Raw genomic sequence first — 26,379 nt, 5'->3', positions numbered from 1 at the left:
CATGATGAAAGTTGCGATTATTGGTGCAGGGATCGTGGGATCCACTGCAGCCTATTATTTATCCAAAGAAGCACAAGTGGATGTGACTGTCTATGACCATGGAGTCGGCCAAGCAACCAAGGCGGCGGCAGGCATTATTAGCCCTTGGTTTTCTAAACGGCGTAATAAGGCTTGGTATCGCCTGGCTCGTCTGGGGGCTGATTTCTACCAAGAATTGGTAGAAGACCTGGCCAAGGACGGAATTAATACAGATTTTTACCAGCAGACCGGCGTCTATCTCCTCAAGAAAAAGGAAGAAAAATTAGACGAACTCTATCAGTTGGCGCTGAGTCGTCGGGAAGAATCTCCCTTGATCGGAGACTTAGCGATTTTAAACAAAGAAGAAGTGTGCCAACAATTCCCAGGTCTACAAGGCTTTGAACAGCTCCTTTATGCCTCAGGTGGGGCCCATGTAGAGGGAGCCCTTCTAACGGAAACTCTCCTTGAAGCCAGTGGCGCAAGACTGATTAAGGAAGAGGTTGCTTTGGCTATTACAGAGGATGGTTTTCAGATAGCAGGAGAAAGCTATGACAAAGTCATCCTGGCAACAGGAGCCTGGTTGGGTCAAATGCTCGAGCCACTTGGCTACCAAGTTGATGTCCGGCCTCAAAAAGGACAGTTGAGGGATTATCAGCTAGACCGAGATATTGCTGATTATCCAGTGGTCATGCCGGAAGGAGAGCTGGATATCATTCCCTTTCAGAAGGGCAAGATCAGTATGGGAGCCACTCATGAGAATGAGATGGGCTTTGACCTGACGGTGGATCAGGCTTTGCTGAATCAGATGGAAACAGAAGCCTTGGCCTACTATCCAGAACTCGCTCAAGCAGAAGTTATCGGGGAGCGCGTGGGAACCCGTGCCTACACCAGTGACTTTTCACCATTTTGGGGAGCTGTTCCTGATCAAGTAGGCCTCTATGTCGCCAGTGGACTTGGTTCGTCTGGCCTCACAACTGGTCCCCTCATTGGGTGGCACCTATCCCAACTCGTGGTAGGAGGAAACCTGCGCTTAGATCCAGCAGATTATCCAGTTGAACAGTATGTGAAGAAGTAGGCTGGGACAAAAGTCCTAGCCTCTCAATTGTCTTTGGATTGTCGAGCAAGATGCAGTGGTTGAGTGGGCTCTACTACAAGGTAAGATTTTCAGACGGCTCAGTCAAGGAGCAGTAATCTATTTGAATCATGAGTAAGACCAATGTTAACAATTCTACAACTCTCATCTCCTGTCATCACCTTGTAACACAAATGCAAGGTGACTTTTTTATATAAACATGATAAAATAAGGGTAATGACTACGTAGAAAGGCCTAACATTATGAAAGGTATTATTTTAGCAGGGGGCTCAGGAACTCGCTTGTATCCATTGACACGTGCGGCTTCTAAGCAGTTGATGCCCATTTATGACAAACCAATGATCTACTATCCGCTGTCAACCCTTATGTTGGCTGGGATCAAAGATATCCTGATCATCTCGACTCCTCAAGACCTTCCTCGTTTTGAAGAGCTTCTTGGAGATGGCTCTGAGCTAGGAATTTCTCTCTCTTATGCAGAGCAACCAAGTCCAGATGGTTTGGCGCAAGCCTTTATCATTGGAGAAGACTTTATTGGGGACGATCACGTTGCCCTCATCCTTGGGGACAATATCTTCCACGGAAATGGCTTAACCAAGATGTTGCAACGGGCAGAAGCGAAAGAAAAAGGAGCGACTGTCTTTGGTTACCAAGTCAAAGATCCAGAACGCTTTGGTGTGGTAGAGTTTGACGCGGATATGAACGCTATCTCTATCGAAGAAAAACCAGAACATCCAAAATCCAACTTTGCAGTGACCGGACTTTACTTCTATGACAATGATGTGGTAGAAATTGCCAAAAACATCAAACCAAGCCCTCGTGGAGAGCTTGAAATCACTGATGTTAACAAGGCCTATTTGGAGCGTGGAGATCTCTCTGTTGAGCTCATGGGCCGTGGCTTTGCATGGTTGGATACTGGAACTCACGAAAGTCTCTTGCAAGCATCTCAATATATCGAAACTGTTCAACGCTTGCAAAATGTCCAAGTGGCTAACCTTGAGGAAATTGCCTATCGCATGGGTTATATCACTAAAGAACAAGTCCATGAATTAGCGCAATCATTGAAGAAAAACGAATACGGACAATACTTGCTCCGTTTGATTGGAGAAGCATAATGACGGAACAATTTTTTGATAAAGAATTAGCAGCCCGCAAAATTGAAGCCATCCCAGGCTTGATGGAGTTTGATATTCCAGTGCGCGGGGATAACCGTGGTTGGTTTAAAGAAAACTTCCAAAAAGAGAAAATGCTTCCCCTTGGATTCCCTGAAAGCTTCTTTGCAGAAGGCAAGTTGCAAAACAATATTTCATTCTCTCGTAAGAATGTTTTGCGTGGCTTGCATGCAGAGCCATGGGACAAGTACATCTCTGTAGCAGATGAAGGTAAGGTTCTTGGAACTTGGGTAGACCTTCGTGAAGGCGATAGCTTTGGGAACACCTACCAAACTGTGATCGATGCTTCAAAAGGCATCTTCGTCCCTCGTGGTGTAGCCAATGGGTTCCAAGTTTTGACAGACAAAGTTGCCTATACATACTTAGTCAACGATTACTGGGCACTGGAACTCAAACCAAAATATGCTTTTGTCAACTATGCAGACCCAAGCCTAGATATCCAATGGGAAAACTTGGAAGAAGCAGAAGTCTCAGAAGCAGACAAGAACCACCCATTGCTCAAAGACGTCAAACCCCTAAAAGCAGAAGATTTGTAGAATATAAATCTTAAAACAATCAAGAACATCATTATATAGTTTTTAGCTTTGCTATAAACGAGCGAAGCGAGCTATGTACTTAGCTTTCCGCAGTGAGAAAAGCACCTGAACTACTTTTGTTTCAGGTGCTCGGAAGTTTTGAGATACTAGGCTCAAAACTAATTGAACACGGGCTACGGATTGTGTCAAAAAGATAAGTTTTCCTAGAATCGAAAAATTCTGCGTCAAACTTCCTATTTTGACTTTATCCGCAAACGCCCTTTGTATCTTAATTTAGTCATGGAACTTCCTGGATTGCTGAAATCATCCACTGGATAATTTCACCTAACTTCCGTACTCACCTAAGGAAAGCTAAAAAAAGATTGATTTAAGGAACAATCAAAACTAAAAATTATTTGGAGAAAAAATGTCAGAATATAAACATATCATCGTAACCGGTGGAGCTGGTTTCATCGGTTCAAACTTCGTTCACTATGTCTACAACAACCATCCAGACGTGCATGTGACTGTCCTTGACAAACTCACTTACGCTGGTAACCGTGCCAACATTGAAGAAATCCTTGGGGATCGTGTTGAATTGGTTGTGGGAGATATCGCAGACGCTGAATTAGTTGATAAATTGGCTGCTAAGGCTGATGCTATCGTTCACTATGCGGCTGAAAGCCACAATGACAATTCATTGAATGACCCATCACCATTTATCCACACAAACTTTATTGGTACTTACACACTTTTGGAAGCTGCTCGTAAGTACGATATTCGTTTCCACCATGTGTCAACAGACGAAGTGTATGGGGACCTTCCATTGCGTGAAGATCTTCCTGGACATGGGGAAGGTCCTGGTGAAAAATTCACAGCAGAAACAAAATACAACCCATCATCCCCTTATTCATCAACCAAGGCTGCTTCAGACTTGATCGTGAAGGCTTGGGTTCGTTCCTTTGGTGTCAAAGCAACGATTTCAAACTGTTCAAACAACTACGGGCCATACCAACACATCGAGAAGTTCATCCCACGTCAAATCACCAATATCTTGTCTGGTATCAAGCCAAAACTATACGGTGAAGGGAAGAACGTCCGTGACTGGATCCACACCAACGACCACTCAACGGGTGTTTGGGCCATCCTTACTAAAGGCCGTATCGGTGAAACTTACTTGATCGGTGCTGACGGTGAAAAGAATAACAAGGAAGTGCTTGAACTGATCCTTGAAAAAATGGGCCAACCAAAAGACGCTTACGACCGTGTAACAGACCGTGCTGGTCACGATTTGCGTTACGCCATCGATTCAACAAAATTGCGTGAAGAATTGGGTTGGGAACCACAATTCACCAACTTCGAAGCAGGTTTGGAAGACACCATCAAGTGGTATACAGACCACCAAGACTGGTGGAAAGCTGAAAAAGAAGCTGTAGAAGCTAATTACGCAAAAACACAAAAAGTTTTGAAATAAGGAAGAAAGTCCAAGTGGAAAATTGCTTGGACTTTTTCTTTTATTTTCTGAAAATGAGTGAGAGATCTTCCATGTATGGTATAATAGGATCAGTTTGAAAACAGTTATCGATTAGGAGGAATAGATGAATCAAAAAGATTGGGTTGACTATTTTGAAGCACTCCATAACCGGAAGCCGAGTCTGCAAGAGTTTCAAAATGCACGAGCAAATGGTGAGTTTGTAGTGGAACGAAAAGAAATTAGCCTAGAAGAGCCAGCTACTTCTACTGCAGTATCACAAAAGAAGGGAGTTCAATTGACTCCTTCAACTCCAAGTGCTAAACGGTTTCGTGTGAACTGGAACAAGCAAACAAAATGGGGAGTTACCATAGCAGGAATCGTAGCTGTCGTCGCCCTAGTGTATTTCTTTTTCCTACAGCCAGCACCGAGCTTAGATGGTGTTTGGGTTGGACCTGCAGATTCAACAGCAGTAGTTTATGAATTAAATCAAGAAGAGCCACGATCTAATGGTAAGTATAAGATTGAAAAAGTTTATAAGGGGAAGGAAGCGAGTCAAGAGTTTCAGAAAGCTTTAAACCAGTTAAACTACTCCAAGCTGAAAACCTTAGCTGATGTTGATAGAAAATTTGACCTCCACACGAGGGAAGTTGTCATCATTAAAGACGAGCATGGGCTTGTTTATAATCTACTCCAAAGCAATGGGACCAATGTGATTTTAGCTAATGACTTGATGGATTTGGTGACCTATAGTGATCATTCAGAGAGCTTTAAGAAAAATGCTATTTTTCACAAGACAGAAATTCCTAAAGTGCTCCTTGGGAAATGGAAAATTGAGCGTTCTTATAACGATGAAACCAATTACCTTGAATTAAATGATCGTGGTATTCTTACTTATAGTGAATTTGATGGCAGCGAAGGTACGGCTTTTTATACCCTAGAAGAGCTCCAAAAGATGCCTTCAACTAAGTTTGACCAAGAAAAGACAGCTGACAAAGCGAAAGAGGTCTTTGAGGATCTTCAAGATGCGGTGGATTCTCAAGATTATCAGCTAAATAGTATGAAAGACGTGTACAAGCAACTAGGATCTGATTTTTATTATATCCCTGTAAATGGAGGAAAGACAGTTCTTGTTTTCACAGAAGACTATCATTTAGTTGAAAAATTGGAAAAAGTGAACTAAATCAGAAGGACCGGAAGGTCCTTTTCTTTTATTTTCTGAAAATCACAAAATTAACCATGGATTTGTGGTATAATATGGTTAGTTTTTATAATGAATCAAAGGGGGATATGATGAATCAAAAAGATTGGGTTGAATACTTTGAAGCGATCAATGGTCGTAAGCCAAGTATGCAAGAATTTCAAGAAGCGCGTGAAAAAGGAGAGTTTGTCGTAGAGCGCAAAGAAGCGCCGACTCCAACAACTGAGGCATCATCTCCAGCAACTGAAGCGCAGGCTCCAGCTCAAGAAGCACCTGTTGCACCTAGCGCACCTCTTTCACAAGAGCAGACTGCTTTTGTCCAACCACAACCATCTGCGAAAACCTTGCAACCTGTTCCAAGACCGAAAAAATTGACATTTTCTTTCAATAAACAAGCACAGATTGGGGGCGCAGTTGGAGGACTTGTCGCAGTGATTGCTTTTGCTTGGTTCTTTTTCTTTTCAGGTGGACCAAGTGTAGATGGCGTTTGGTTGCGAGATACGGATTCAAGTCCGGTCACTTATGAACTAAGCGGAAAGAAACAAAGAGTCAATGGCGATGAGACCATCAAAAAGGTTCTCAAGGGCAATGAAGCGAAAAAAGAATTTAATACAGCACTTTCTTTGTTGAATGCATCTGACTTGCATTCACTTGCGGATGTCGATAAGAAATTTAACCTGAAGACGACAGAAATAGTTGTTATTAAGTCTGGTGGGAACACACGCTATAACTTGCTCCAAAAAGACGGAAGCAATATTATTTTAAGAAATGATTTATTCGACTTGAAAACTTATAAGTCATACCAAGGAAACTTTGAAGATAATTTGGTCTATCACAAGGTTGAAACACCAAAGGCCATGGTTGGAAAATGGAAGAATGTGACAGAAGGAGATAATACAACTGTTCAGATTTCAGATCACGGAATTATTAGTGATAAGTATTACGATAGCAAGGCTTACGCATTCTATTCTCTAGCTGATTCAGAAAAGTATGATGGAGACACGACTTCTAAAGAAGAGATCGAACACACATTTGAAGTAATTCAAGAAGCGGTGAAATCACAAGGCTATCAAGTGAAGAGCGCTAAGGAAGTCTATATACAAGCTAATTCAAATTATTGTTTCGTACCTGTCAACGGTGGAAAAAATATACTCGTCTTACATGGTGGGAATGAATTTGCCGCAAAATTAGAAAAAGTGAAATAATGAAAGGACCGCAAGGTCCTTTTCTACTTCAAATTTCATCGGAAAAAATGATTCAAGTCTAGGCAAAAATATGGTAAAATGGATAAGATGTAGTGGAGAGGTTAGGACCTTTTCAAGCGATTAGAGGTAATGGAGTAGAAAATGCAAAATAGACCTATTATTATTGGTGTTACTGGTGGTTCTGGTGGTGGAAAGACCAGTGTGTCTCGTGCCATTTTGGCTAATTTTCCGAATGAAAAGATTGCCATGATTGAGCATGATTCTTATTACAAGGACCAGAGTCATTTGACCTTTGAGGAGCGGATCAAGACCAACTATGACCATCCTTTTGCCTTTGATACGGACTTGATGATTGCGCAGATCAATGAACTCTTGGCAGGTCGTCCAGTGGATATCCCAACCTATGACTATGCAGAGCATACACGCAGCAGCAAGACCTATCGTCAGGAACCTCAAGATGTCTTTATCGTGGAAGGAATCTTGGTCCTTGAAGACAAGCGCCTTCGAGACTTGATGGATATCAAGATCTTTGTGGATACGGATGATGATGTTCGGATCATTCGCCGGATCAAGCGCGATATGGAGGAGCGTGGACGGAGTCTCGATAGCGTCATTGAGCAGTACCTTGGAGTGGTGAAACCCATGTACCATCAGTTCATTGAGCCAACCAAGCGCTATGCGGACGTGATCATTCCTGAAGGAGTGACCAACACGGTAGCGATTGATTTGATCACAACCAAGATTGAAAAAATCCTCAACGAAGCGCGTGAGGGAAAATAAAAAAAGGAGAAAGAGAGCAAGTGATCTCCAAGTGTCTATGGATATGAGGAGTGACGGAATGTCTCAGTAGTTGGTGAGACTCTTCATTCGCTAAAAGACTCAGAAGAGTTCTCAATCAATTTTGTGGGGGTGGTATGAGAAATGTTTATTTAAACATTTTCTACCACTCCCTCTTTTTCCTAAGGAGAATGGAAATGAAAAGGGAGTTTCATTCGCGGACTAAGGCGTTCGCTTGTTTATTGACCATGTGTGCTGGTTTTTCAGATGCTTAAACCTTTATTTGTCGGGGTGGGACCTTGGCGGCAGGCCAGACGGGGAATGTGGTCTTTCTATCGGTTGGTTTGATCGGCCAGCAGATCTCAGATGTAGAAGTGAAGATAGCCACGATGCTGGCCTTTATGCTGGGGATCTTTTTAATGACGGTCTTACGTCGCTTGATTGATAATTCAGTCTGGCGCTTGAGTACCCTAGTGCCCTATATCCTCACAACTTTGGTGACGGGATTTTTGCCAGCATCGGTAAAAAATGTCTTCATCGTGCCTTTTTTTGGCCTGAGTTTAGGAATCGTAGCGACCTCATTTGGAGAAGTAGATAGCTATGCCTACAACCACTCTTTTATGACCGGAAATCTCAAGAAAACCATGGTAGCTTATGGAAATTTTGTTAGAGACAGGGAGATGAAATTCCTCTGGGAAGCCATCTTTATGACCTGCTTGATCGGGAGTTTCGTCTGTGGGGCCATTTTTTCGACCTACTTGATCCAGTTTTATGGATTAAAGACGATTTGGCTGGTGGCCATCATCTTGACCATCTTTTTAATCTACCGGGCCATTCAATATTTTGAAGTCTTTCACTTCAATCGGCGGCATGAATAGATAAAATAATTTTTAGAAGAATGAGTTAAATGATTCTGCAAAGAAATAAAACTGAGATTTCATTTTTAAAATGAATCAAGAAAATATTGAAACTTTCCGCCGTGAGAAAAGTTTTAAGATAACTTTATCTATATTCCAGAGGCTGGGACAAAAGTCCTAGCCTCTCAATTGTTTTTGGATTGTCTAGCAAGACGCAGTGGTTGAGTGGGCTCTACTACGCTGATTTCATCAGCTTTTACAGCCCTACTCAACTGTGCGGAGGTGGGACGACGAAATCGAATTCTAACGAATGACCGATTTCTGTCCCACTCTCTTTTCTTTCACTGTTTGAAGCTTAATTTTTGGGCAAAGATTTGGTATAATGGAAGGTATGAAACAATCGGAAAAAGAATCACAATACCAACTTTTACTGGCACAGTTAGACGCTCTCTTAACAGGAGAAAGCAATGCCTTGGCCAATTTGTCTAACGCCAGTGCCCTCTTAAATCAAGCCCTGCCTCGTTCGGCCTTTGCGGGTTTTTATTTGTATGACCAGTCAGAATTAATCTTGGGACCCTTTCAGGGTGGTGTCTCTTGTGTCCACATCGCACTTGGAAAGGGTGTCTGTGGAGAAGCGGCCCAGAAGCAAGAAACCATGATTGTCGATGATGTCCGCCAACATGCCAACTATATTTCCTGTGATAGTCGGGCTATGAGTGAAATTGTGGTGCCTATGGTCAAGGACGGCCAGCTCCTGGGGGTTTTAGACCTGGATTCGGAGTGTGTCTCTGACTACGATCAGCTGGATCAAGAGTATTTGGAAGAGTTTGTCACCATCTTGATCGAAAAGACAAATTGGGACTTTAAGATGTTTGGAGTTAAGAACTAATGTATCAAGCTTTATATCGGAAATACCGTAGCCAGACCTTTGGTCAATTGGTCGGCCAGCAAGTGGTGGCACGGACTTTGAGACAGGCAGTGGAGCAGGACAAGATCAGCCATGCCTATCTCTTTTCTGGACCTCGTGGAACTGGGAAAACGAGTGTGGCCAAGATCTTTGCTAAGGCCATGAACTGTCCTAATCAAGTCAATGGGGAGCCGTGTAACGACTGCTATATCTGTGAATCCATTACCAATGGGAGTCTTGAAGATGTTATCGAGATCGATGCAGCCTCTAACAATGGGGTCGATGAAATTCGCGATATTCGCGACAAGTCGACCTATGCTCCAAGTCTAGCCAAGCACAAGGTTTACATTATCGATGAGGTCCACATGCTCTCGACAGGGGCCTTTAATGCCTTGTTGAAGACGCTGGAAGAGCCAACGGAAAACGTGGTCTTTATCCTCGCTACGACAGAGTTGCACAAAATTCCTGCAACTATTCTCTCTAGGGTCCAACGCTTTGAATTCAAATCCATCAAACTGCCGGATATCGTTCACCATTTGGAAAGCATCCTAGCTACAGAAGGGATTGCCTATGAAGCAGATGCTGTGCAGATCATCGCTCGACGCGCTGAAGGTGGGATGCGGGATGCCTTGTCCATTTTGGACCAAGCCCTTAGTCTGACTGCAGGTAGTGAGTTAACGACCGCGATTGCCGAAGAGATCACCGGCTCCATCAGCCTAGCTGCGCTCGATCAGTACGTGGCTGCCATCCTGGCTCATGATGCGACAGCTGCGCTGGATCAACTTGCGATTATCTTTGATAATGGCAAGAATATGGCTCGTTTTGTCGCGGACTTACTTCAATACCTGAGAGATCTCTTGATTGTCCAAACAGGTGGAGAAAATACCCATGCTAGTGATTTATTCGCGGCCAACCTTTCAGCCGATCAAGCTCGTCTCTTTGCTCTGATTGATCAGGCGACGACTAGTCTAGCGGACATCAAAAATAGTCTGCAACCGCGCATCTATACTGAAATGATGACCATTAAATTGGCTGAAAGCACGGGTCAAGTTTCTAAGTCAGTTGCTGTGGAGGTTCCTTCTAATGTGCTAGCTCAGCTGGAAGACTTGAAGAAGGAAGTCGCACAGCTCAAGCAACAGTTAGCGCAATCAGGTAGCAGTCTTCCTGCTTCAAAACCAGCAGTAGCTCGCCCAACCAAGTCGAGCAAGGGCTACCGTGCAGATCGAAACAAGGTCAACGCGATCTTGCAAGAGGCGGTTGAAAACCCAGAGTTGGCACGGACCAACTTGATCCGTCTTCAGAACGCTTGGGGGGAAATCATCGAGAGCTTGGCAGGTGCGGATAAAGCCCTCTTAATCGGATCCCAGCCGGTCGCTGCCAATGAAAATCACGCTATTTTAGCCTTTGAGTCTGCCTTTAATGCTGAACAGACCATGAAGCGGGACAACCTCAATACCATGTTTGGAAATATCCTCAGTAATGCTGCCGGTTTCTCGCCAGAGATTTTAGCGGTTTCGATGGAAGAATGGACTCAAATTCGGGCAGAGTTTTCGGCTAAGGCGCGTGGGCAAAAAGCGGAAGTGGTGGAAGAAGAGGAAAGTGTCATCCCTGAGGAATTTCACTTTTTATCCGATAAAATCACCCTGCAAGACGATTAATACATGAATTTTTTACTGAATCATGGTAAAATAATTTTATGAATAGAAAACAATTTGCAGTGATAGCAGTCTTTACTGCTATGGAGACATACTTTTTCAATGAAGCGACCATGGCGGGTCAAATGCTCTTTGCATGCTTTTGGGCCCTCTTGATCTTGCGCAATCTCCAGACGGCCTATATGGTGGAGAAGATTGCTAGTGCCATTGAAAAAGAAATCAGAAAGAAAAGAAAATAAAACCTTTGAAAAGAAATCCTTTTTCAAAGGTTTTTTCTTGTTTTAAAAGGCTTCGTGGCATTGTTTGCGGTAATCTCCTGGGGAGAGGCCGACCTTTTGTTTAAAAGCCTTTGTAAAGTAGGAGTAGTTGTCATAGCCCACCTGGAGGGCGACTTGGTAAATGGGGGTATCGCTTTGCGATAGCATCTCTTTTGCGGCGGCCATCCGTTTATCGGTGATGTATTTCACCAAGGTTTCGCCGGTGTCGCGCTTAAACACACGCGCTAGATGATCTGGACTAAGAAAAACCATTTCTGCCAGCTTGGTGCGACTGATATCCTCCTTGTAATGGTGATCGATGTAGTCAGTGATCCGCTGGATGAGATTGGATTGGTGTTCTAGATCGATCACATAATGGCGAGCAGAGCTCCAGTAATCCCCAATATAGGCTTCAAAAGCTTCGATGGCATGAAAACGTCGTTCGAAGAGAAATTGATGGTGTTTGTTTTGAAATAACTTGTGGGCGAGAATGCCGTTCTTGTCCAGATAAATCCCAATTTGCTGGGTCCAGTCTAGCTGGAGTTCACTCAGAGCTGAGAGCGGGATGCGATCTTGATTCTCTAAGCTATGGATGATTTGGAGGAGCTGTTCCGCCTCTAGCTGATTTGTAAAAGTGAGCGATGTCCGATGAGCGGGCTTTTGAGGTTGTGCATCCAAAGAAGTATAGGAGTGGATACTGTTCCAATGGAAGACTTGTTCTTCACTGTATTGGCAGAGTTGAAGAGCCTTCATCAAGAGCGTCTCAAGGGAAATAGCGTCTGAATAGAGAAGGATAGAGGATCGGTCTAAGTCTTGCTGGATCTTCTGCTGGATAGCCTTTAGGAAGTCTGCACACTCTGTAGTCTGATTCTTTTTGAAGAGGCAGAGGTAGCGATCGGTCTGGCTTTCGATTTTACTGAGGGCGCAGTAGTGGACAGGGTAATCCAGGGAGAGATCCTTGATACAATGGCGGAGCTGCAAGCGCCAAGAAGGGACGCTGGGGTGAAAGTCTTCTTCAACTAAGTGGAGAGTGATGAGGACTAAGAGGTAGTCTTCATGTGGTTTGGGGTTATAGCCTCGTTTTGTTACTTCTTGAAGGAGCTGTTCTGCTTGAGATGGACGCGGTTTTCGCAAGTAGTCATGCCAAAATTCAGCTTCTTTTTGTCCTTGCTGTGCTAATTGGGCCGCACTCTTGTGGCGCTTGATTTTATTGAGGGCTTTTTGAATGATAAATTCTAAGCGGTCGGGGTCAATCGGTTTGAGGTAGTATTCAAAACTTTGGAGTTCAATGGCTTTTTGGGCATAATTGAAATCAGCATAATTGGTGAGGAAGATCGTTTGAATGTCATATTTTTCTGATCGGACCCAGGCTAGGAGATCTAGACCACTGCCTTGTGGCATCTCGATATCACTGATCATGAGGGCGATTGGGTGACTTTGAATGATGGCTTGGGCTTGGCTCAGACTGGAGGCAGTATATACCTGCTCAATGCCCAAGGCTTCCCAATGGATGGTTTCCTGTAGGGCTTTAATGATAAAACGATCATCGTCAACGAGTAGGATATTCATGTGTGTCTCCTTTGTAGGGTTCATAAGGAAGGCTCAGTTGGATGCGGGCACCTCCTTGGGATCCATTTGAAAATTGAAGCGTGTAGTGATCTGGATAGAGGAGATCTAGTCGCTCTCGTGCATTGGTCAAACCAATGTGGTGGCCATCTTCAGTGACTAAGGATTTTTTCTCTTCTAGATCTTGTAAGATAGCGGAGCTAAAACCAGGACCATTATCCTGAAGAGAAATGGCAAGGTGTTGGTTTGCTTCTTCATGAATGGAAAGCTGAATGTGGAAGGAATCTTGGAAAGAAAAGCCGTGTTTGATGGCATTTTCCACAAAGGTTTGTAAAAGCAGAGGGGGAATAGCCGCATCTTTCAGATGAGGATCCCAGTCCAGGTCAAAGTGGATGCTGTCCCCATAGCGGATTTTTTGGATTTCTAGGTAATTTCGGATATGTTGGATTTCATCTACTAAGCGATTGAAATCTTGGTTAGCTTGAAAGAGGTGACGCAAGTAGTTGGAAGTCACCTTGGTCAACTCCTCGATTTCCTTATAGTCCTTGGTCTGCAGCATGCTGTGAATCATGGAGAGCATGTTGAGGTAAAAGTGGGGTCGGACTTGATTTTTGAGGTAATTGAGTTCGACTTTTTTGAGATTGAGTTGCGCGTGGTAGGCTCGAATTTGGAGGTCTTTCATATGGATCAGTACCTGATTGAGTTTGTGATTGGCCTGGTCGATCTCTAAGATTCCTTGGTCTTCGATCACATCTAGCTTGGTAGAGGCGGCATCTAGCTGAGAAAGACGCTGGGTGAGTCGTTTGATCGGTTGGATCATCCGTTGACGAATATAAAGGATCAGAATGGTAGAGAGAACCGCGATGATCAAAGGAACCAAAGAAAGAAGGGTTTCCAGTACGATATTTGTACGGAAAACGTCTCCGTAATCGACCGTCACATACAGATCAAAAGGCAGATGGGTTTGATTGCTACCGGCTTGAATGACGGAATCTGTAGCATGGATCTGATTGGGGCGTTCGATGGATAAGCGCCCTTTTTTTCCAATATTGAGCTTTTGCAAGGGTCTTAAAATATCCTGGGTAGAAATGATGGCATAGATAGCCTTGCCCTTGTAATGAAGGGATTTCAAGAGGTAATCATGCTGGTTCAGGCTGATTCGTTGCCATTTTTGATTGGTCTTGTCTGTTTCTTTGTCATAGGTCTTAAGATGATCTTTCAATTGTACATAATCTAGGTAGGGTAGTTGAAGACTGGAGGCATTGAAAAAATGGGGGATATCTCTTGTCTCTATGAAAAAGGTAATGGGGCTATCCATCTGGTATTGAAACTCCGTGAAATCGATCCGCAATTTTTTTAGATTTTCATGAAAATCCGTGAAATCAAGCGGTGTATTGAGCTCTGTCAAATAGTCGTTGTGACTAATGGTACTGTACATAAAACGCTCAACGGAATGAAGCTCTGTATTTAAGGAATCCGCATAGATATGAATCGAGTCCTCTAAATGGAGCATATTTTGGTGTTTAATAAAATTTCGGCTAATCCCACCAATCAAAAGGTTGATCAAGGTATTGACGACTAAGAGGAGAAAGAGTAGGCGCGAAAAAAATTGAATCGAGTGATCTCGTGTACTTCTGTGAATAGCTTTCATAATGAGCACCTCACATATATTATAGCACTATTTGAAAACGGATTCATGAACAAAACCGATAGTAAAGTAAAAAAAATCGGGAAAGTGCATGTTTTTGTGTGGAGAAAACGGAAAAGTGAATGAAGATGCACGAAAAAGTTCTATAAAGATGGAAAAGATTCCTATAAAATAAAGGAGAAAGAAAAGGAGGGCCTTATGAAAAGCGAAGTTAATGCGAAGCAGAGCAAATGTAAGAAAAATATTCCTTTATATGTGCTGCTCCTGCCATCGATTATTTTATTGATTTTATTTGCCTATATCCCTATGGCGGGTCTAGTCATCGCTTTTAAAGATTACTCTCCCGCTACTGGGATATTTGGAAGTCCTTGGGCTGGTCTCAAGTATTTTAACCAGTTCTTCTCATCCTTCCAATTTGCAACAACCATGAAGAATACCTTGAAAATTTCTATTTACAGTATTCTGGTTGGTTTTCCCTTGCCGATTGTTCTAGCCATTATTTGCAACCAGATTCGTGTAGGCAAGTTCAAAAAAATCTTTCAAGTAACAACTTATTTGCCTCATTTTATCTCGACCATGGTCATGTGTGGGATGATTATTCTTTTTCTCTCTCCAAGTAGTGGACTGTTAGCCAATGTCCTCAAATTGGTCGGCTTAAAGATGCCTGCCCTCTTATCCAAACCGGGTAGCTTTGCGGGTGTCTATGTCTGGAGTGATGTCTGGCAACATATCGGTTGGGATAGTATCATCTATCTAGCCGCTCTATCAGCCATTGATCCAACCTTTTATGAAGCAGCGACTATGGACGGGGCGAGTCGATTGCAAAAAATCCGTCATATTGACTTACCCTTACTGTTACCAACGGCGATGATTCTCTTGATTCTCAGAGCAGGCAGCCTACTCAGTGTTGGTTTTGAAAAGGTCTTGCTCTTGCAAAATCCACTCAATCTGGCAGGAAGTGAAATCATTTCGACCTATGTCTACAAAGTGGGGATGATTAATTTTCAATATAGTTATTCGACAGCGATCGGTCTCTTTAATACCTTGGTTAACTTGATCATCTTACTGTCGGTCAACTGGTTTGCGAAACGCTATACCAAGACAGGATTGTTCTAGAAAGGAGGAGAAATTGTGAAATTGTTTCAACATGCGAGAAAGACCAAGTCAGAAATCCTCTTTGATGTTTTTATCTATGGTCTAGCGATTTGCTTGATTCTCTTGATTGTCTACCCTTTGTGGTTTGTCATTATTGCCTCCTTCAGTAATCCGTCTGATGTGGCAACTGGTAAGGTTTGGTTTATCCCGAGGGAATGGCGACTAGATGGCTATCAACGCTTGATTGAACAGCCTTTGTTTCTAAAGAGCTATCTCAACACCATCCTCTACACGGTTGTAGGGACCATCGTTGCCCTGGTCATTAATATCCCGGCTGGTTACGCTTTGTCGCGAAAGGACCTCTTTGCTAAGAAATGGGTCAGTGTCTTCTTTATTGTTCCCATGTTTGTCTCTGGGGGCTTGATTCCCATTTATTTGACAGTGAAACAATTGGGCTTGGTCGACACCTTCTGGGTAATGGTCGTACCGTTTGCAGTATCTCCTTACAATATCGTTGTAGCTCGAACTTTCTTTAACAATAGTATTCCAGAAGGGATGTGGGAAGCTGCCCAGATAGATGGTTGTGGAACCATTCATTACTTCAGAAAGATCGTGCTCCCCTTGTCCAAGGCTATTATTGCCGTTATTGGACTTTGGACAGCAGTAGGGATCTGGAATTCTTGGTTCAATGCTCTGATTTATTTGACCAATGAAAATCTTCAACCCCTGCAACTGATCCTGCGCCGTCTCTTAATTAGTAATCAAATGTTGCAATCGCAAGCAACAGGGGAGGTAGCTTCTGACCTCCGTATTAAGGCTGATATGATGAAATATGCAGCCATCGTTATCTCAACAGCACCGATTATGATGCTGTATCCATTCGTCCAAAAATACTTTAATCAAGGTGTCATGATAGGTGCCTTGAAAGAATAGGAGAAGATCATGAAAAACAGGAAATTTGCCTATCTGCTCCTTGGAGCAGCTGCTTTAGCTGGCTTGACGGCTTGTGGAGCTTCCACAAATAAATCAAGCAATGACAAGAATGATGGAAATACCTTCAAGATCACGACCGTTCGTTGGTCGGATTGGGGGGAAGACTATCACAAAGGTTTTCTAGATGATTCAGCCAAGGAATCAGGTATCAAGATCAAATGGGATACCATGGTGGCTGCAGACTGGTCGGATAAGAAATCTGTTCTTGTTGCCAGTGGAGATTTACCAGACGCTTTCTTGGGATCCAATACCTTCACGGATTCTGAAATCGCTCAGAACCAAAATATGTTCATTCCATTGGAAGACTTGATCAAGGATAATATGCCAAACTTGAACAAGGCCTTTGAAAAAGAACCAAAATTAAAAGCTATGGTGACCAACCCTGATGGTCATATTTACAGTCTGCCTAAGAAATTGCCAATGCGGCCAATTGTCGGCAACCAGCTCTTTATTAATAAGAAATGGTTGGACAATCTTGGCTTGAAGATGCCAGAAACCTATGACGACTTGGTGAATGTCTTACAAGCCTTCAAGGACAAGGATGCCAATGGCAATGGCGATGTCAATGATGAAATTCCATTTGGCTCTGGGAACTTTGATCCGACCTTCTCTTATATCTTGCCATTCAACAACCGTCTGGGTGGAGATAATACCTATGAAATGTCCGTCAAAGATGGCAAACCGGTCTACCTCCGGACGGAAGAAAGTTATAAACAAGGGATAGCGGCGATGCATGAAGCCTACAAGAAAGGCTTGATCGACCCTGAACTCTTTACAGAAGATACCTCCATGTCTGTTGCCAAACGGATGGACAAGGGAGTGGCGCGTGTCGGTGTATCAAGTGGTTGGACAGCAGATGCAACCTTTGGCCAACATGCCAGCGAATATGCTCCTCTTCCAGCATTGAAAGGCCCAGATGGCAAACAATATGTCATTTCTGACCCAGATCATTTGAACTATGGACGCAATGAAATCCTGATCACGAATAAGTGCAAGGACCCTGCAAAATTGCTCAAATGGTTGGATAAATTCTACACGGATGATGCTAGCATCCAAAACTTCTATGGCTCCTTTGGTATTGCGACTGAAAAAGATGGTGCCAAGTACAAGGTCTTGGCTCCAAAAGATGGTAAATCTGCCGATGAATGGGCTTGGATCAATTCCCTTCGTGACTTTGGACCAAAATATGTGTCAGATGATATCAATAGTCATGTCGACATCGACCAAACACAGGGTGATGGCCTCAAATTGAAGATGGACAAAGAATTGAAACAATACGCTTTGCCAGCATATCCAAATGTCATCTACTCTCAAGAAGAATTAAACAAATTATCCTCTATTTATGTAGATATCAACTCTTATGTTACCCAACAAGCTTCTAAATGGGTAGTAGAAGGGGGCATCGAAAAAGAATGGGATGATTACAAAGCAACCTTGAAGAAGATGGGCATTGATGACTTTATGAAGATTCAACAGGATGCCTATGATCGTTACCAAAAAGAAGTGAAGTAACAGTGGTCTAAATGGATTCAAGTAAGTAACTCAGGGGCGTTGAGCCCCTGAGTGCTTCCTTGGAGGAAGTGGAAGAAAATAGAGATGAAGAACAAGGAGAAGAAGATGCAAAAATTATTTTCATTGGATGGACGCTTGGTCAAGACCTTGACCCGGTTGACAGACATCATTATCTTGAACACCTTGTTTATCGTTTGTTGCCTTCCGATTTTCACGATCGGTGCATCGCTTACCGCTTTAGCAACCATGTGGCACCGCTTGTTGAAAGGGGAAGATACGGATCTCGTCTTTCATTTTTTCCGTCTCTTTCGTGCTAATTTCAAGCAAGCGACGGTGATTTGGTTGACTTGTCTAGGCTTATCAGTGCTACTTTATCTGGATTACTGTCTTTTTTCAAATACGGCCTTCTTAAGTGAGTATGGGATTTGGATCTTGCTTCCTTTTATCGTCCTTCTATGTGGAGGGATGACCCTGATCTTCCCTTATATCGGCCTCTTTGAAGACCCTACAAGAAAGGTCTGTCTGAATAGTTTCCTCATTGCTCTCTTAAATCCTATTCAAACCATCTTTCTTGTCTTTTTCAATCTGGCAGTGATTTATATCAGTCTCAGTAGTCCTGAACGGTTACTGACAGCTATTTATCTCTTTACCTTTGGAGGTTTTGCTCTTTGGAGCTTCTTGAATGTTCGACTGACCGATCAGATCTTTTCAAAGATCCAAGAAGGAGGAGTCTTTGAAAAATAAGGTCAAGCAAGTAGGACGTATGTTATACAGAATATTATTTAAATAGAATAAAGTTTTCTAGATTTCTAGGAAACTATAGAAAGAAGCACAACTTTTTTGCTAAAAAACTAAGTGATGCTGAAAAGAATAAATGATATAGGTTTTTAACCTTATTCAAACATATGCTGAAACTTTCTGCTGTGAGAAAAGTGCTAGAAACATAATTGTTTCTAGTACTCGGGAGTTTTGGAACTTTAGGTCCAAAACTAAGTCATGGAACTTCGAAGAAGTTCGCTGACGTCCGTCCTCACCTAAGGAAAGTTTCTCTGGTGACTTTTTCTCAATCTGAAGTTTCCTAGAAAATCTAGGAAACTTTTTTCTATTTCATAAACATTTCACATTTCTCCTCTATAATGAAAGCAACAAATGATGAAAGCGTCCACAATGCATTGCTGTGGACCTTGAAATGGAGGGTAAGATCATGCTCTTACAACAGGCAATCGCCTATATTTCTCGAAAAAGAACGAGGAATCTGGTCCTCTTTCTGATTCTCCTCTTGATCCTCTCTTGCTTGTATTTCTGTTTTTCACTGATGCAAGTAGGAGGAAGACTGGAGGACCATATCAAGCAGTCGGCTGGGACCAGCTTTGCCCTGACCAGTAAACAGGGGAATGCTCCCTTTGCTCTAAAGGAGGCTAAAAAAGTGCAGCAACTAGCTGGGGTAGGATCCATGGTTCCTCAATATGAAAGTCCCGTTCGTATTCTTGGGAAAGAAGCGGTGACGGGACAGCAGTCGGTAGAGCGGGATGATCTGGGGCAGGAAGCCAAGCAAGCGCTAGGTGCTGTCTTTACCCAGAAGACAGACCAGCACCTGGATTTCCGCAGTGGCAGTTTCCAACTGGTGCAAGGCAAGCACTTATCCGACAAAGCTCGCGGCCAGATCTTGATCCACCAAGAGTTGGCTAAGAAGAATAAGCTAAAGGTTGGAGATTCCTTGACCTTATCCAGCTTTCAGATGGGAGAGACTCCTGCAAAAGAGCAAACCTTTGAAATCGTTGGAATCTTTTCAGGTAAGAAACAGGAAAAATTTACAGGAATGACCTCTGATCTGAGTGAAAATCAAGTCTACCTCCCTTATGAGGATGCGACCAAGCTCCTAGGTCTCAGTCAGCAAGAAGTGACCCAGGTCACCTTTGGCGTCAAAGATCCTGAGAAAATCGATGCCCTCTTGAAGCAAGTTAAAAGCTTGGATCTGGATTGGCAATCGCTGCGCGTGGTCGAAGATCGCAAGGCCTTTGACCAGATGAAGGAATCCTCTCAGACCTTAGAAGGCCTGGTACGGATCATGATGATCGTCCTCCTAGTGACGGGAGCCGGTGCCCTATCGCTCTTACTAAGTCTTTGGACACGGGAGCGGATCCATGAAATCGGGGTGCTCTTATCCATTGGGAAGAGCAAGAGCCGGATCTTTGGACAGTTCCTCTTGGAGGTGGTGCTGGTATCCTTACTAGCGGTGATCCCAGCCTTTCTCATCGGACGGCTGGTCAGCCATCGTTTCTTAGAGCAGTTTGTCGGACAGACAGGTCAACAGCAGACCCTAGACTTGCTCAACCAAATCCCTCAAGGCCTTTCCTTAGGAATCGCCTATGCTAGCCTCTTGTGCTTGATACTATTGTCGCTCGGTGCAACCACCAGCATGATCTGGCGCAAGAGCCCAAAAGAAATATTAACAAAAATGTGTTAAGGAGAAATGACACCTATGTTAGAACTCAAACATGTAGCCTATAGCTATCAAAGTTACCAAGAAGAGATCTTCTCAGACGTGAACTATCAGTTCGAAAATGGGACCTTTTACAGTATTATTGGTCAGTCTGGAGCAGGGAAATCAACCCTCCTCTCCCTCCTAGCTGGTCTGGACAATCCCAAGAAGGGGCAGGTTCTCTTTGATGGGGAGGACATTCAGACCAAAGGGTCTAGCTACCATCGCAAGCATCATGTTTCCCTGGTCTTTCAGAATTATAATCTGATTGATTATTTGACACCACTTGAAAATGTCCGCCTGGTCAACAAACAAGCTGGAAAAGACATTCTCTTGGAATTGGGATTGGATGAAACGCAAATCAAACGCAATGTTCTTCAATTGTCTGGAGGGCAACAGCAACGGGTGGCTATTGCGCGTGCGCTCGTTTCAGAAGCACCAGTCATCTTGGCAGATGAGCCGACAGGAAACTTAGATGAACAGACAGCGGGTGACATCATTGCCATTTTGAAGAAGTTGGCCAAGGAACGCCAAAAATGTGTCATCGTCGTCACCCACAGTAAGGAAGTGGCAGAGGCCTCCGATGTGGTCTTGGAATTGAGTCGCCGTAGCCTCGTTGAGAAGAGCAAGTAAGGAGGGAATGCTATGTTGCGAAATGCTTTTGCTTATATCACACGTAAATGGCCCAAGTCTCTCTTGCTCTTTGCCATCATTCTCCTCATGGGGACCTTGAGCTTGATCGGACTCTCGATGAAGGGTGCAACCCAAAAAGCTTCATCGGAAAGCTTGGGATCCATCACCAATAGCTTCTCCATGCAGATCAACCGCCGGACCAATCCAGGAACCCCTCGGGGAGCTGGGAATCTCAGAGGAGAAGATATCGAAAAAATCAGCCAGGTAGAGGGGATCACCTCCTCCATCAAGCGGATCAATGCTATCGCGGATATCCTAGACCACGAGATTATTGAGACCGAAGAAACCTTACAAAACCAATCTCCAGAGCGGGCTAAACACTTCAAGAATACCTTGATGGTGACGGGGGTCAATGACTCTTCTAAAGAAGATAAGTTTGTCTCTGGAGCCTACAAGCTGGTCCAAGGGGAGCACCTGACGGATAAGGACAAAAACCAAATCCTCATGCACGAAGATTTGGCGAAAAAGAATGGTCTTAAGGTGGGCGATAAGGTGCGTCTCAAGTCCAATCTCTACGATGCTGACAATGAAAAAGGGGCCAATGAAACCGTCGAAGTGACCATTAAAGGCTTGTTCTCAGGGAAGAACCAAGCTCCTCTAACTTACGCCCAAGAGTTATATGAAGATACCCTCATTTCTGACTTGGATACAGCTGCCAAACTCTATGGCAATACTGTTCAAACAGCTACCTATGAGGACGCTACCTTCTTTGCCAAAGGGGATCAGGATCTGGATCAATTGATCGAAAAAATCAAAGCACTCGATATTGACTGGAACCTCTATGACCTGGTTAAGAGCTCTTCCAACTACCCAGCCTTGCAAAAATCCATCAGCAGCATGTTCCAAGTGGCGGACTACTTGTTTATCGGTAGCCTCATCTTTGCTAGCTTGCTTCTCACCCTTCTCCTCGTCTTGTGGCTCAATGCCCGTCGCAGAGAAGTGGGTATCTTGCTAGCTCTGGGACTCTCCAAGGTGCAGATTGCAGGGCAATTCGTGGCAGAATTGGTCATGATTTCCATCCCCGCCTTCCTCCTCTCCTATGGAGTTGCAGGACTTCTTGCCAAAACAGTCGGAGATACGGTACTCAAGAACGTAACCAGTGGCATTGCCAAACAAATGGCTCAAGAATCCTCTGCAGCCAACCTTGGTGGTGGGGCTGAGGCAGAAAGCTTCAGTAAGCCCCTGACAGACCTCCATATGGACATCCAACCGGACCAATTGTTGGTGATTGTTTTGGTTGGCGGCCTCCTCTTGATTCTGGTATCCATCCTTTCTTCTCAATGGCTCTTGCATAAGAAACCAAAGGATCTCTTGGTGGATGTCGAATAAGAGATTGTTTCCTAAAATAGAAATAGGGTATAATAGGAGGTAGAAGAAGTTTCTTAGATAAAAGGAAAGTGTATGAAGATACTAATCGTAGAAGATGAAGTCCTGATTCGTGAAGGGATGAGCGACTATCTCATGGAATGTGGCTATGAGGTCTTTGAAGCTGGTGATGGGCAGGAGGCCCTGGACCTCTTTCACAGAGAGGCGCCAGATCTGGTCTTGCTGGATATCCAGCTCCCTATCCTCAATGGCTTGGAAGTGCTCAAGACCATCCGGAAGACCAGCTCGGTCCCTGTCCTCATGCTGACGGCCTTCCATGATGAGGACTATAAGTTGACAGCCTTTGGAGAGTTGGCAGATGGCTACCTGGAAAAACCCTTTTCCTTGTCCCTCTTGAAGGTCCGTATCGAAGCTATTTTTAAAAAGCTTCAGCCTTCCCGGATCTTCACCTATGGAGAGGCACGGGTGGATTTTGAGAGCTACACAGCCAGTCTAGCTGGGCAAGCCATCTCCATGAATGCCAAGGAGTTGGAAATCTTGGAATACTTGCTCCAGCATGAGGGCAAGGCCCGGACTCGCTCTCAGATCCTCGATGCCGTCTGGAAGGAGACGGAGGAGATTCCTTTTGATCGGGTGATCGATGTCTATATCAAGGAACTACGAAAAAAACTAGAGCTGGACTGTATCGTAACGGTACGCAATGTCGGCTATAAATTGGAGAGACCATGACCAAACGAAGTATCTTTGCAAAGATCTTTCTGATCACCTTTGCCCTTTTTAGTGGCTTAGTCATCCTTCTACATGCTTCGGTTTACTTTATTTTCCCGTCGACCTATATCGAGTCCCAGCGCCAGACGATTTTGAAGAAATCGCAAGCACTGGCCAAGAGTTTCCAAGGCCAGGAAGAAGGAACTATTGAGTCGGTCATCGACCTTTATTCCAAAACCAATGATATCAAGGTCTCAATCAAGGGCAAGGAAAAACAAAATGCCCTAGAGGTCAAGGATGACTTGCTTCTGAACCCTGACAGCCAGAATAATTCTCTGGTTATTGAAGAGCGAAAAATTCAGACCAAAGAGGGGAAGGACTTGACCTTGCAATTCTTAGCAACTGTCGATTCCCAAAAGGAAGCGCGGGACATCAGTTTGGGCTTTCTTCCCTATAGTCTCCTGGCTTCTTTTGTCCTGTCATTGATTGCCTCCTATCTCTATGCCCGCATGATTTCTGCTCCGATCCTGGAGATCAAGCAGATGACCAAGCGGATGAAGCGCTTGGATCGGACAGCTAGTCTTCCCATTCATTCGCAGGATGAGATCGGCGTCCTCAAGCAACAGATCAACGACCTCTATCACCATCTCCTAGAAGTGATCGACAATCTAGAGCAGCAAAAACAAGAAAATCTGAAGTTGGAGCAGATGAAGGTCGAATTCCTGCGAGGTGCCTCGCATGAGCTCAAGACGCCTCTAGCCAGCTTGAAGATTATCCTAGAAAATATGCGGGATAAGATCGGCCGCTACAAGGACCGGGACCGCTATCTGTCGGTCTCCCTCGATATCGTCGATGAGATGAACCAGATCGTCCTAGAAATCCTGTCTCTCTCCTCTGTCCAAGAATTGGCCGGAGACAAGGAGTGGATCCAGTTGGATCAGGTCGTAGAGCAGATCCTCGACCAGTACAAGGTCTTGGCTCAATCCCGCGCTCTCACGATTGATGATCAGATCCCTGACAAAGCCGTCTATATGGACCCAGCGATTCTGAAATTGGTCCTCTCAAATGTCATCAGTAATGCTGTTAAGCATTCGGATGCAGGTGGAAAGATCCAGCTCCGCCTCGAAGAGGAGGGGACGCACTTGGCGGTTGAAAATACCAGCCAGGAAATGGTAGAGACCGCTGAGCTGTCAATGACCGCTAGTCGCCAGAAGAAGGAAGGCGGCCTGGGGCTCTTTGTGGTCCAACACTTGCTAGACCATGAAGAACTGGCCTATCAATTTGATAAAACAGCTATGGGCTTACGCTTCCGTATGGAACTGCCCAAAGATCCTCAAGAATAAAAAAACTAGCGAACAAGAGAAATGCTTGTTCGCTAGTTTGTATTTAATCAACCTTTTCTACCTTTAGCAATTGGCCGTGTTTTAATTCATAAATGGTATCCACATAGGTCAGGATAGAGCGGTCATGGGTCACCATGATGGCGCTCTTGTTTTTGGATTTGACTTCTTTTCGGATCAATTGGGCGATTTCTTGCCCTCGATCTGGGTCTAGGCTAGCCGTTGGTTCGTCGGCTAAAATGACCTGCGGATTTCCGATGAAGGCTCGAGCAATGGCTGCCCGTTGCTTTTGTCCACCGGACATCTGATTCGGATATTGGTGGTAACAAGCTTCGATGCCAAGATCTGCCAACAAAGCTTTGACTTCTTCTTGGCGTTTTTTCTTGTCCTTTTCCCCCTTCAATTTGGCCACCAGTTCTAACTGGTCACCGATTTTTATATAGGAGAGGAGCTGGTGATCTTGAAAGATAAAGCCGAGCAATTCCAACCGTTTTTGCGTCCACTGTCCTTGGTTGAGGCCGGTCAAGTCTTGGCCAGCGATAGAAATCCGCCCCTCGTCCGCTGATAAAAGCAAGCCAGCGATAGCTAAGAGGGTGGATTTACCAGATCCTGAAGGGCCCAAGATGGCGACAAATTCGTTGGGTTCGACGCTTAAATTAAGCTGGTTGAGGACATGGTGCATCTGGCTGCCATCGGCGTAGGATTTTCTGATATTTTCTAATGCAATAATGGCCATCTTATTCTCCATTTCCACCAATGACTTCGATTGGATCTACTTTTTTGATTTTGACAAGGGACAAGGCACCACACAAAATAGAGGTCAGGATAAAGCTAACCGAGATGGTGAGGTTGTCTTTCAGGGTCATAAATGAAGGGACGCTATTGGGTAAAAATGGCGCCATCATAGTTGCCAAGCCAAGACCCAGCAGTACTCCGATAAGGGAGATGATGGTGAGCTGGGATAGTTGGACATAGGTGATCTGGCTCATGGACATGCCAATGGCCTTTAGGACGCCGAACTGTTTCAACTTTTGCAAGGTCAGGATGTAGAAGAAGACCCCAAGGATAGCAGAAGAAGCGAGTAGTAGCACCCACGTGATCATCCGTAGCGTCAGGTTTTGAGCCTTGTAGCCAGGGATTTTATCGATCACTTGCTTCTTATCTGCTACCATCAAGTTGCTGGTTAGATCGTTAGAAGTGATGCTCTTCTTGGTCACAAGGGTTTGGGCTTGCCATTGATAGCTTGGATCTGTTTTTTGCCGCATGCCTGTGTAGGTCTCCGAGCTGATAAAGCCAATCTCACTATAGCCATATTTGGCATTTTTCGCAAAGGCCACGACCTTGAGCTTTTGCTTAGAGGTTTTGTCGATCACTTGATCGCCGATTTGGATTCCCTCATCCTCTTTGAAAGAATGGTCCAGAATGATCTCGTTTTTCTTTAAGTCGGAGATCTTGATGTCAGTATCTTCCATGATTGGATTGAGGATCTCTTTTTCGTTATGATCGGTCGCGAAATAGGTGATATCCAGGGTGTTGGAATCCTCTGATTTTGAGACGGTTGCCCGCTGGATCGACAAGCCAGAATAGTCCATCCCTTCTATCTTGTTAATCTCATCTAAATCTTTCGCCGTAATAGTTGAAAAAGGGATAATCCCTTCTGAATCCGTCGAAAGGATGTAGTGCAGCGACCCATAGTTCTCGATTTGGGCGGATACTGAACGGCCCAGTCCATTTGTCAGGCCGGATAAGAACACCACCATAAACATGAGGATGGTAATGAGGAGTTCAATCAGGATAAACTTCTTGGGTTGGTATTTAATTTCATTCCATGCGATTTTCATATTGGTTCTCCTTATAGCACGGAGGTGCCCAAGTAGCTTGGCACCTATAC

At 44.2% G+C, this 26,379-nt stretch carries 23 protein-coding genes and 1 pseudogene; 20 read left to right on the top strand and 4 right to left on the bottom strand.

Annotation, left to right across the window (positions count from 1 at the left end; translation table 11 throughout):
* The first annotated feature begins 1 nt into the window (after position 1).
* The 11 genes and pseudogenes from K1I56_RS01780 to K1I56_RS01730 all read left to right on the top strand — a co-directional run bounded on the left by K1I56_RS01780 (position 2) and on the right by K1I56_RS01730 (position 11,107).
* Positions 2–1,093 (top strand): NAD(P)/FAD-dependent oxidoreductase, encoded by a 1,092-nt coding sequence (locus K1I56_RS01780; RefSeq protein WP_049472308.1) that lies wholly within the window; start codon positions 2–4, stop codon positions 1,091–1,093.
* A gap of 260 nt (positions 1,094–1,353) precedes the next feature.
* Complete coding sequence (gene rfbA / locus K1I56_RS01775; RefSeq protein WP_003002772.1) at positions 1,354–2,223, top strand: glucose-1-phosphate thymidylyltransferase RfbA; 870 nt, start codon at positions 1,354–1,356, stop codon at positions 2,221–2,223.
* Complete coding sequence (locus tag K1I56_RS01770; protein WP_023918495.1) at positions 2,223–2,816, top strand: dTDP-4-dehydrorhamnose 3,5-epimerase family protein; 594 nt, start codon at positions 2,223–2,225, stop codon at positions 2,814–2,816. The genes rfbA and K1I56_RS01770 overlap by 1 nt, the downstream gene beginning before the upstream one ends.
* A 406-nt stretch (positions 2,817–3,222) precedes the next feature.
* Positions 3,223–4,269, top strand: a complete 1,047-nt coding sequence (gene rfbB / locus K1I56_RS01765; RefSeq protein WP_223324871.1) for a dTDP-glucose 4,6-dehydratase — start codon at positions 3,223–3,225, stop codon at positions 4,267–4,269.
* A 124-nt stretch (positions 4,270–4,393) separates the two neighbouring features.
* Positions 4,394–5,449 (top strand): hypothetical protein, encoded by a 1,056-nt coding sequence (locus K1I56_RS01760; RefSeq protein WP_223324863.1) that lies wholly within the window; start codon positions 4,394–4,396, stop codon positions 5,447–5,449.
* 110 nt (positions 5,450–5,559) lie between these two features.
* Positions 5,560–6,672: a hypothetical protein gene (locus K1I56_RS01755; protein WP_223324861.1), complete on the top strand. Its 1,113-nt coding sequence runs from the start codon at positions 5,560–5,562 to the stop codon at positions 6,670–6,672.
* Positions 6,673–6,813: 141 nt separating this feature from the next.
* On the top strand, positions 6,814–7,452 hold the full coding sequence (gene udk, locus K1I56_RS01750; protein ID WP_003007856.1) for a uridine kinase: 639 nt from the start codon (positions 6,814–6,816) through the stop codon (positions 7,450–7,452).
* A 194-nt stretch (positions 7,453–7,646) separates the two neighbouring features.
* Positions 7,647–8,327, top strand: a pseudogene (locus K1I56_RS01745) (YoaK family protein).
* A 370-nt stretch (positions 8,328–8,697) separates the two neighbouring features.
* Complete coding sequence (locus K1I56_RS01740) at positions 8,698–9,195, top strand: GAF domain-containing protein (protein ID WP_317627919.1); 498 nt, start codon at positions 8,698–8,700, stop codon at positions 9,193–9,195.
* The gene (dnaX, locus tag K1I56_RS01735; RefSeq protein ID WP_223324851.1) at positions 9,195–10,871 is read left to right on the top strand and encodes a DNA polymerase III subunit gamma/tau; all 1,677 of its coding nucleotides are present in this window, start codon (positions 9,195–9,197) and stop codon (positions 10,869–10,871) included. Before K1I56_RS01740 ends, dnaX begins: the two co-directional genes overlap by 1 nt.
* Positions 10,872–10,909: 38 nt before the next feature.
* The gene (locus K1I56_RS01730; protein ID WP_003002577.1) at positions 10,910–11,107 is read left to right on the top strand and encodes a DUF3272 family protein; all 198 of its coding nucleotides are present in this window, start codon (positions 10,910–10,912) and stop codon (positions 11,105–11,107) included.
* 42 nt (positions 11,108–11,149) lie between these two features.
* Here the strand turns inward: K1I56_RS01730 and K1I56_RS01725 are convergent, their stop codons facing one another.
* Together K1I56_RS01725 and K1I56_RS01720 are read right to left on the bottom strand one after the other, a co-directional pair.
* Positions 11,150–12,694, bottom strand: coding sequence for a helix-turn-helix domain-containing protein (locus K1I56_RS01725; protein WP_223324849.1), 1,545 nt, complete (start codon positions 12,692–12,694; stop codon positions 11,150–11,152).
* A complete protein-coding gene (locus tag K1I56_RS01720) occupies positions 12,675–14,342 on the bottom strand; it encodes a sensor histidine kinase (protein WP_223324847.1) in 1,668 nt (555 codons plus the stop codon). Before K1I56_RS01720 ends, K1I56_RS01725 begins: the two co-directional genes overlap by 20 nt.
* A 195-nt stretch (positions 14,343–14,537) precedes the next feature.
* Here K1I56_RS01720 and K1I56_RS01715 point away from each other — a divergent pair, with 195 nt between their 5' ends.
* The 9 genes from K1I56_RS01715 (at position 14,538) to K1I56_RS01675 (ending at position 24,491) form a co-directional block, all read left to right on the top strand.
* Positions 14,538–15,455: an ABC transporter permease gene (locus K1I56_RS01715; protein WP_070665232.1), complete on the top strand. Its 918-nt coding sequence runs from the start codon at positions 14,538–14,540 to the stop codon at positions 15,453–15,455.
* A 15-nt stretch (positions 15,456–15,470) separates the two neighbouring features.
* A complete protein-coding gene (locus K1I56_RS01710) occupies positions 15,471–16,367 on the top strand; it encodes a carbohydrate ABC transporter permease (RefSeq protein WP_049475288.1) in 897 nt (298 codons plus the stop codon).
* A 9-nt stretch (positions 16,368–16,376) separates the two neighbouring features.
* The gene (locus K1I56_RS01705) at positions 16,377–17,939 is read left to right on the top strand and encodes a type 2 periplasmic-binding domain-containing protein (protein WP_223324845.1); all 1,563 of its coding nucleotides are present in this window, start codon (positions 16,377–16,379) and stop codon (positions 17,937–17,939) included.
* A 105-nt stretch (positions 17,940–18,044) separates the two neighbouring features.
* Entirely contained in the window at positions 18,045–18,683 is a 639-nt protein-coding gene (locus K1I56_RS01700; RefSeq protein ID WP_223324842.1) for a YesL family protein, read from the top strand.
* A 460-nt stretch (positions 18,684–19,143) separates the two neighbouring features.
* Positions 19,144–20,406 carry an ABC transporter permease gene (locus K1I56_RS01695; protein WP_223324840.1) on the top strand — a complete coding sequence of 421 codons (1,263 nt, stop codon included), beginning with the start codon at positions 19,144–19,146 and terminating at the stop codon, positions 20,404–20,406.
* Between the two features lie 6 nt (positions 20,407–20,412).
* A complete protein-coding gene (locus K1I56_RS01690) occupies positions 20,413–21,054 on the top strand; it encodes an ABC transporter ATP-binding protein (protein ID WP_155172136.1) in 642 nt (213 codons plus the stop codon).
* A 12-nt stretch (positions 21,055–21,066) separates the two neighbouring features.
* On the top strand, positions 21,067–22,443 hold the full coding sequence (locus K1I56_RS01685) for an ABC transporter permease (protein WP_223324838.1): 1,377 nt from the start codon (positions 21,067–21,069) through the stop codon (positions 22,441–22,443).
* A gap of 72 nt (positions 22,444–22,515) precedes the next feature.
* Positions 22,516–23,169 carry a response regulator transcription factor gene (locus K1I56_RS01680; protein ID WP_070466194.1) on the top strand — a complete coding sequence of 218 codons (654 nt, stop codon included), beginning with the start codon at positions 22,516–22,518 and terminating at the stop codon, positions 23,167–23,169.
* Complete coding sequence (locus K1I56_RS01675; protein WP_223324830.1) at positions 23,166–24,491, top strand: sensor histidine kinase; 1,326 nt, start codon at positions 23,166–23,168, stop codon at positions 24,489–24,491. The genes K1I56_RS01680 and K1I56_RS01675 overlap by 4 nt, the downstream gene beginning before the upstream one ends.
* A gap of 43 nt (positions 24,492–24,534) precedes the next feature.
* Here the strand turns inward: K1I56_RS01675 and K1I56_RS01670 are convergent, their stop codons facing one another.
* Both K1I56_RS01670 and K1I56_RS01665 read right to left on the bottom strand, forming a co-directional pair.
* Positions 24,535–25,224 carry an ABC transporter ATP-binding protein gene (locus K1I56_RS01670; protein ID WP_223324829.1) on the bottom strand — a complete coding sequence of 230 codons (690 nt, stop codon included), beginning with the start codon at positions 25,222–25,224 and terminating at the stop codon, positions 24,535–24,537.
* Between the two features lies 1 nt (position 25,225).
* Entirely contained in the window at positions 25,226–26,329 is a 1,104-nt protein-coding gene (locus K1I56_RS01665; protein WP_223324827.1) for an ABC transporter permease, read from the bottom strand.
* Positions 26,330–26,379 lie beyond the last annotated feature (50 nt).

The sequence above is a fragment of the Streptococcus parasanguinis genome (assembly GCF_019929185.1).
Lineage (GTDB): Bacteria > Bacillota > Bacilli > Lactobacillales > Streptococcaceae > Streptococcus > Streptococcus parasanguinis_O.
The sequence above is the reverse complement of the archived record's forward strand: the minus strand, read 5'-3'. Positions and strand labels throughout refer to the sequence as shown.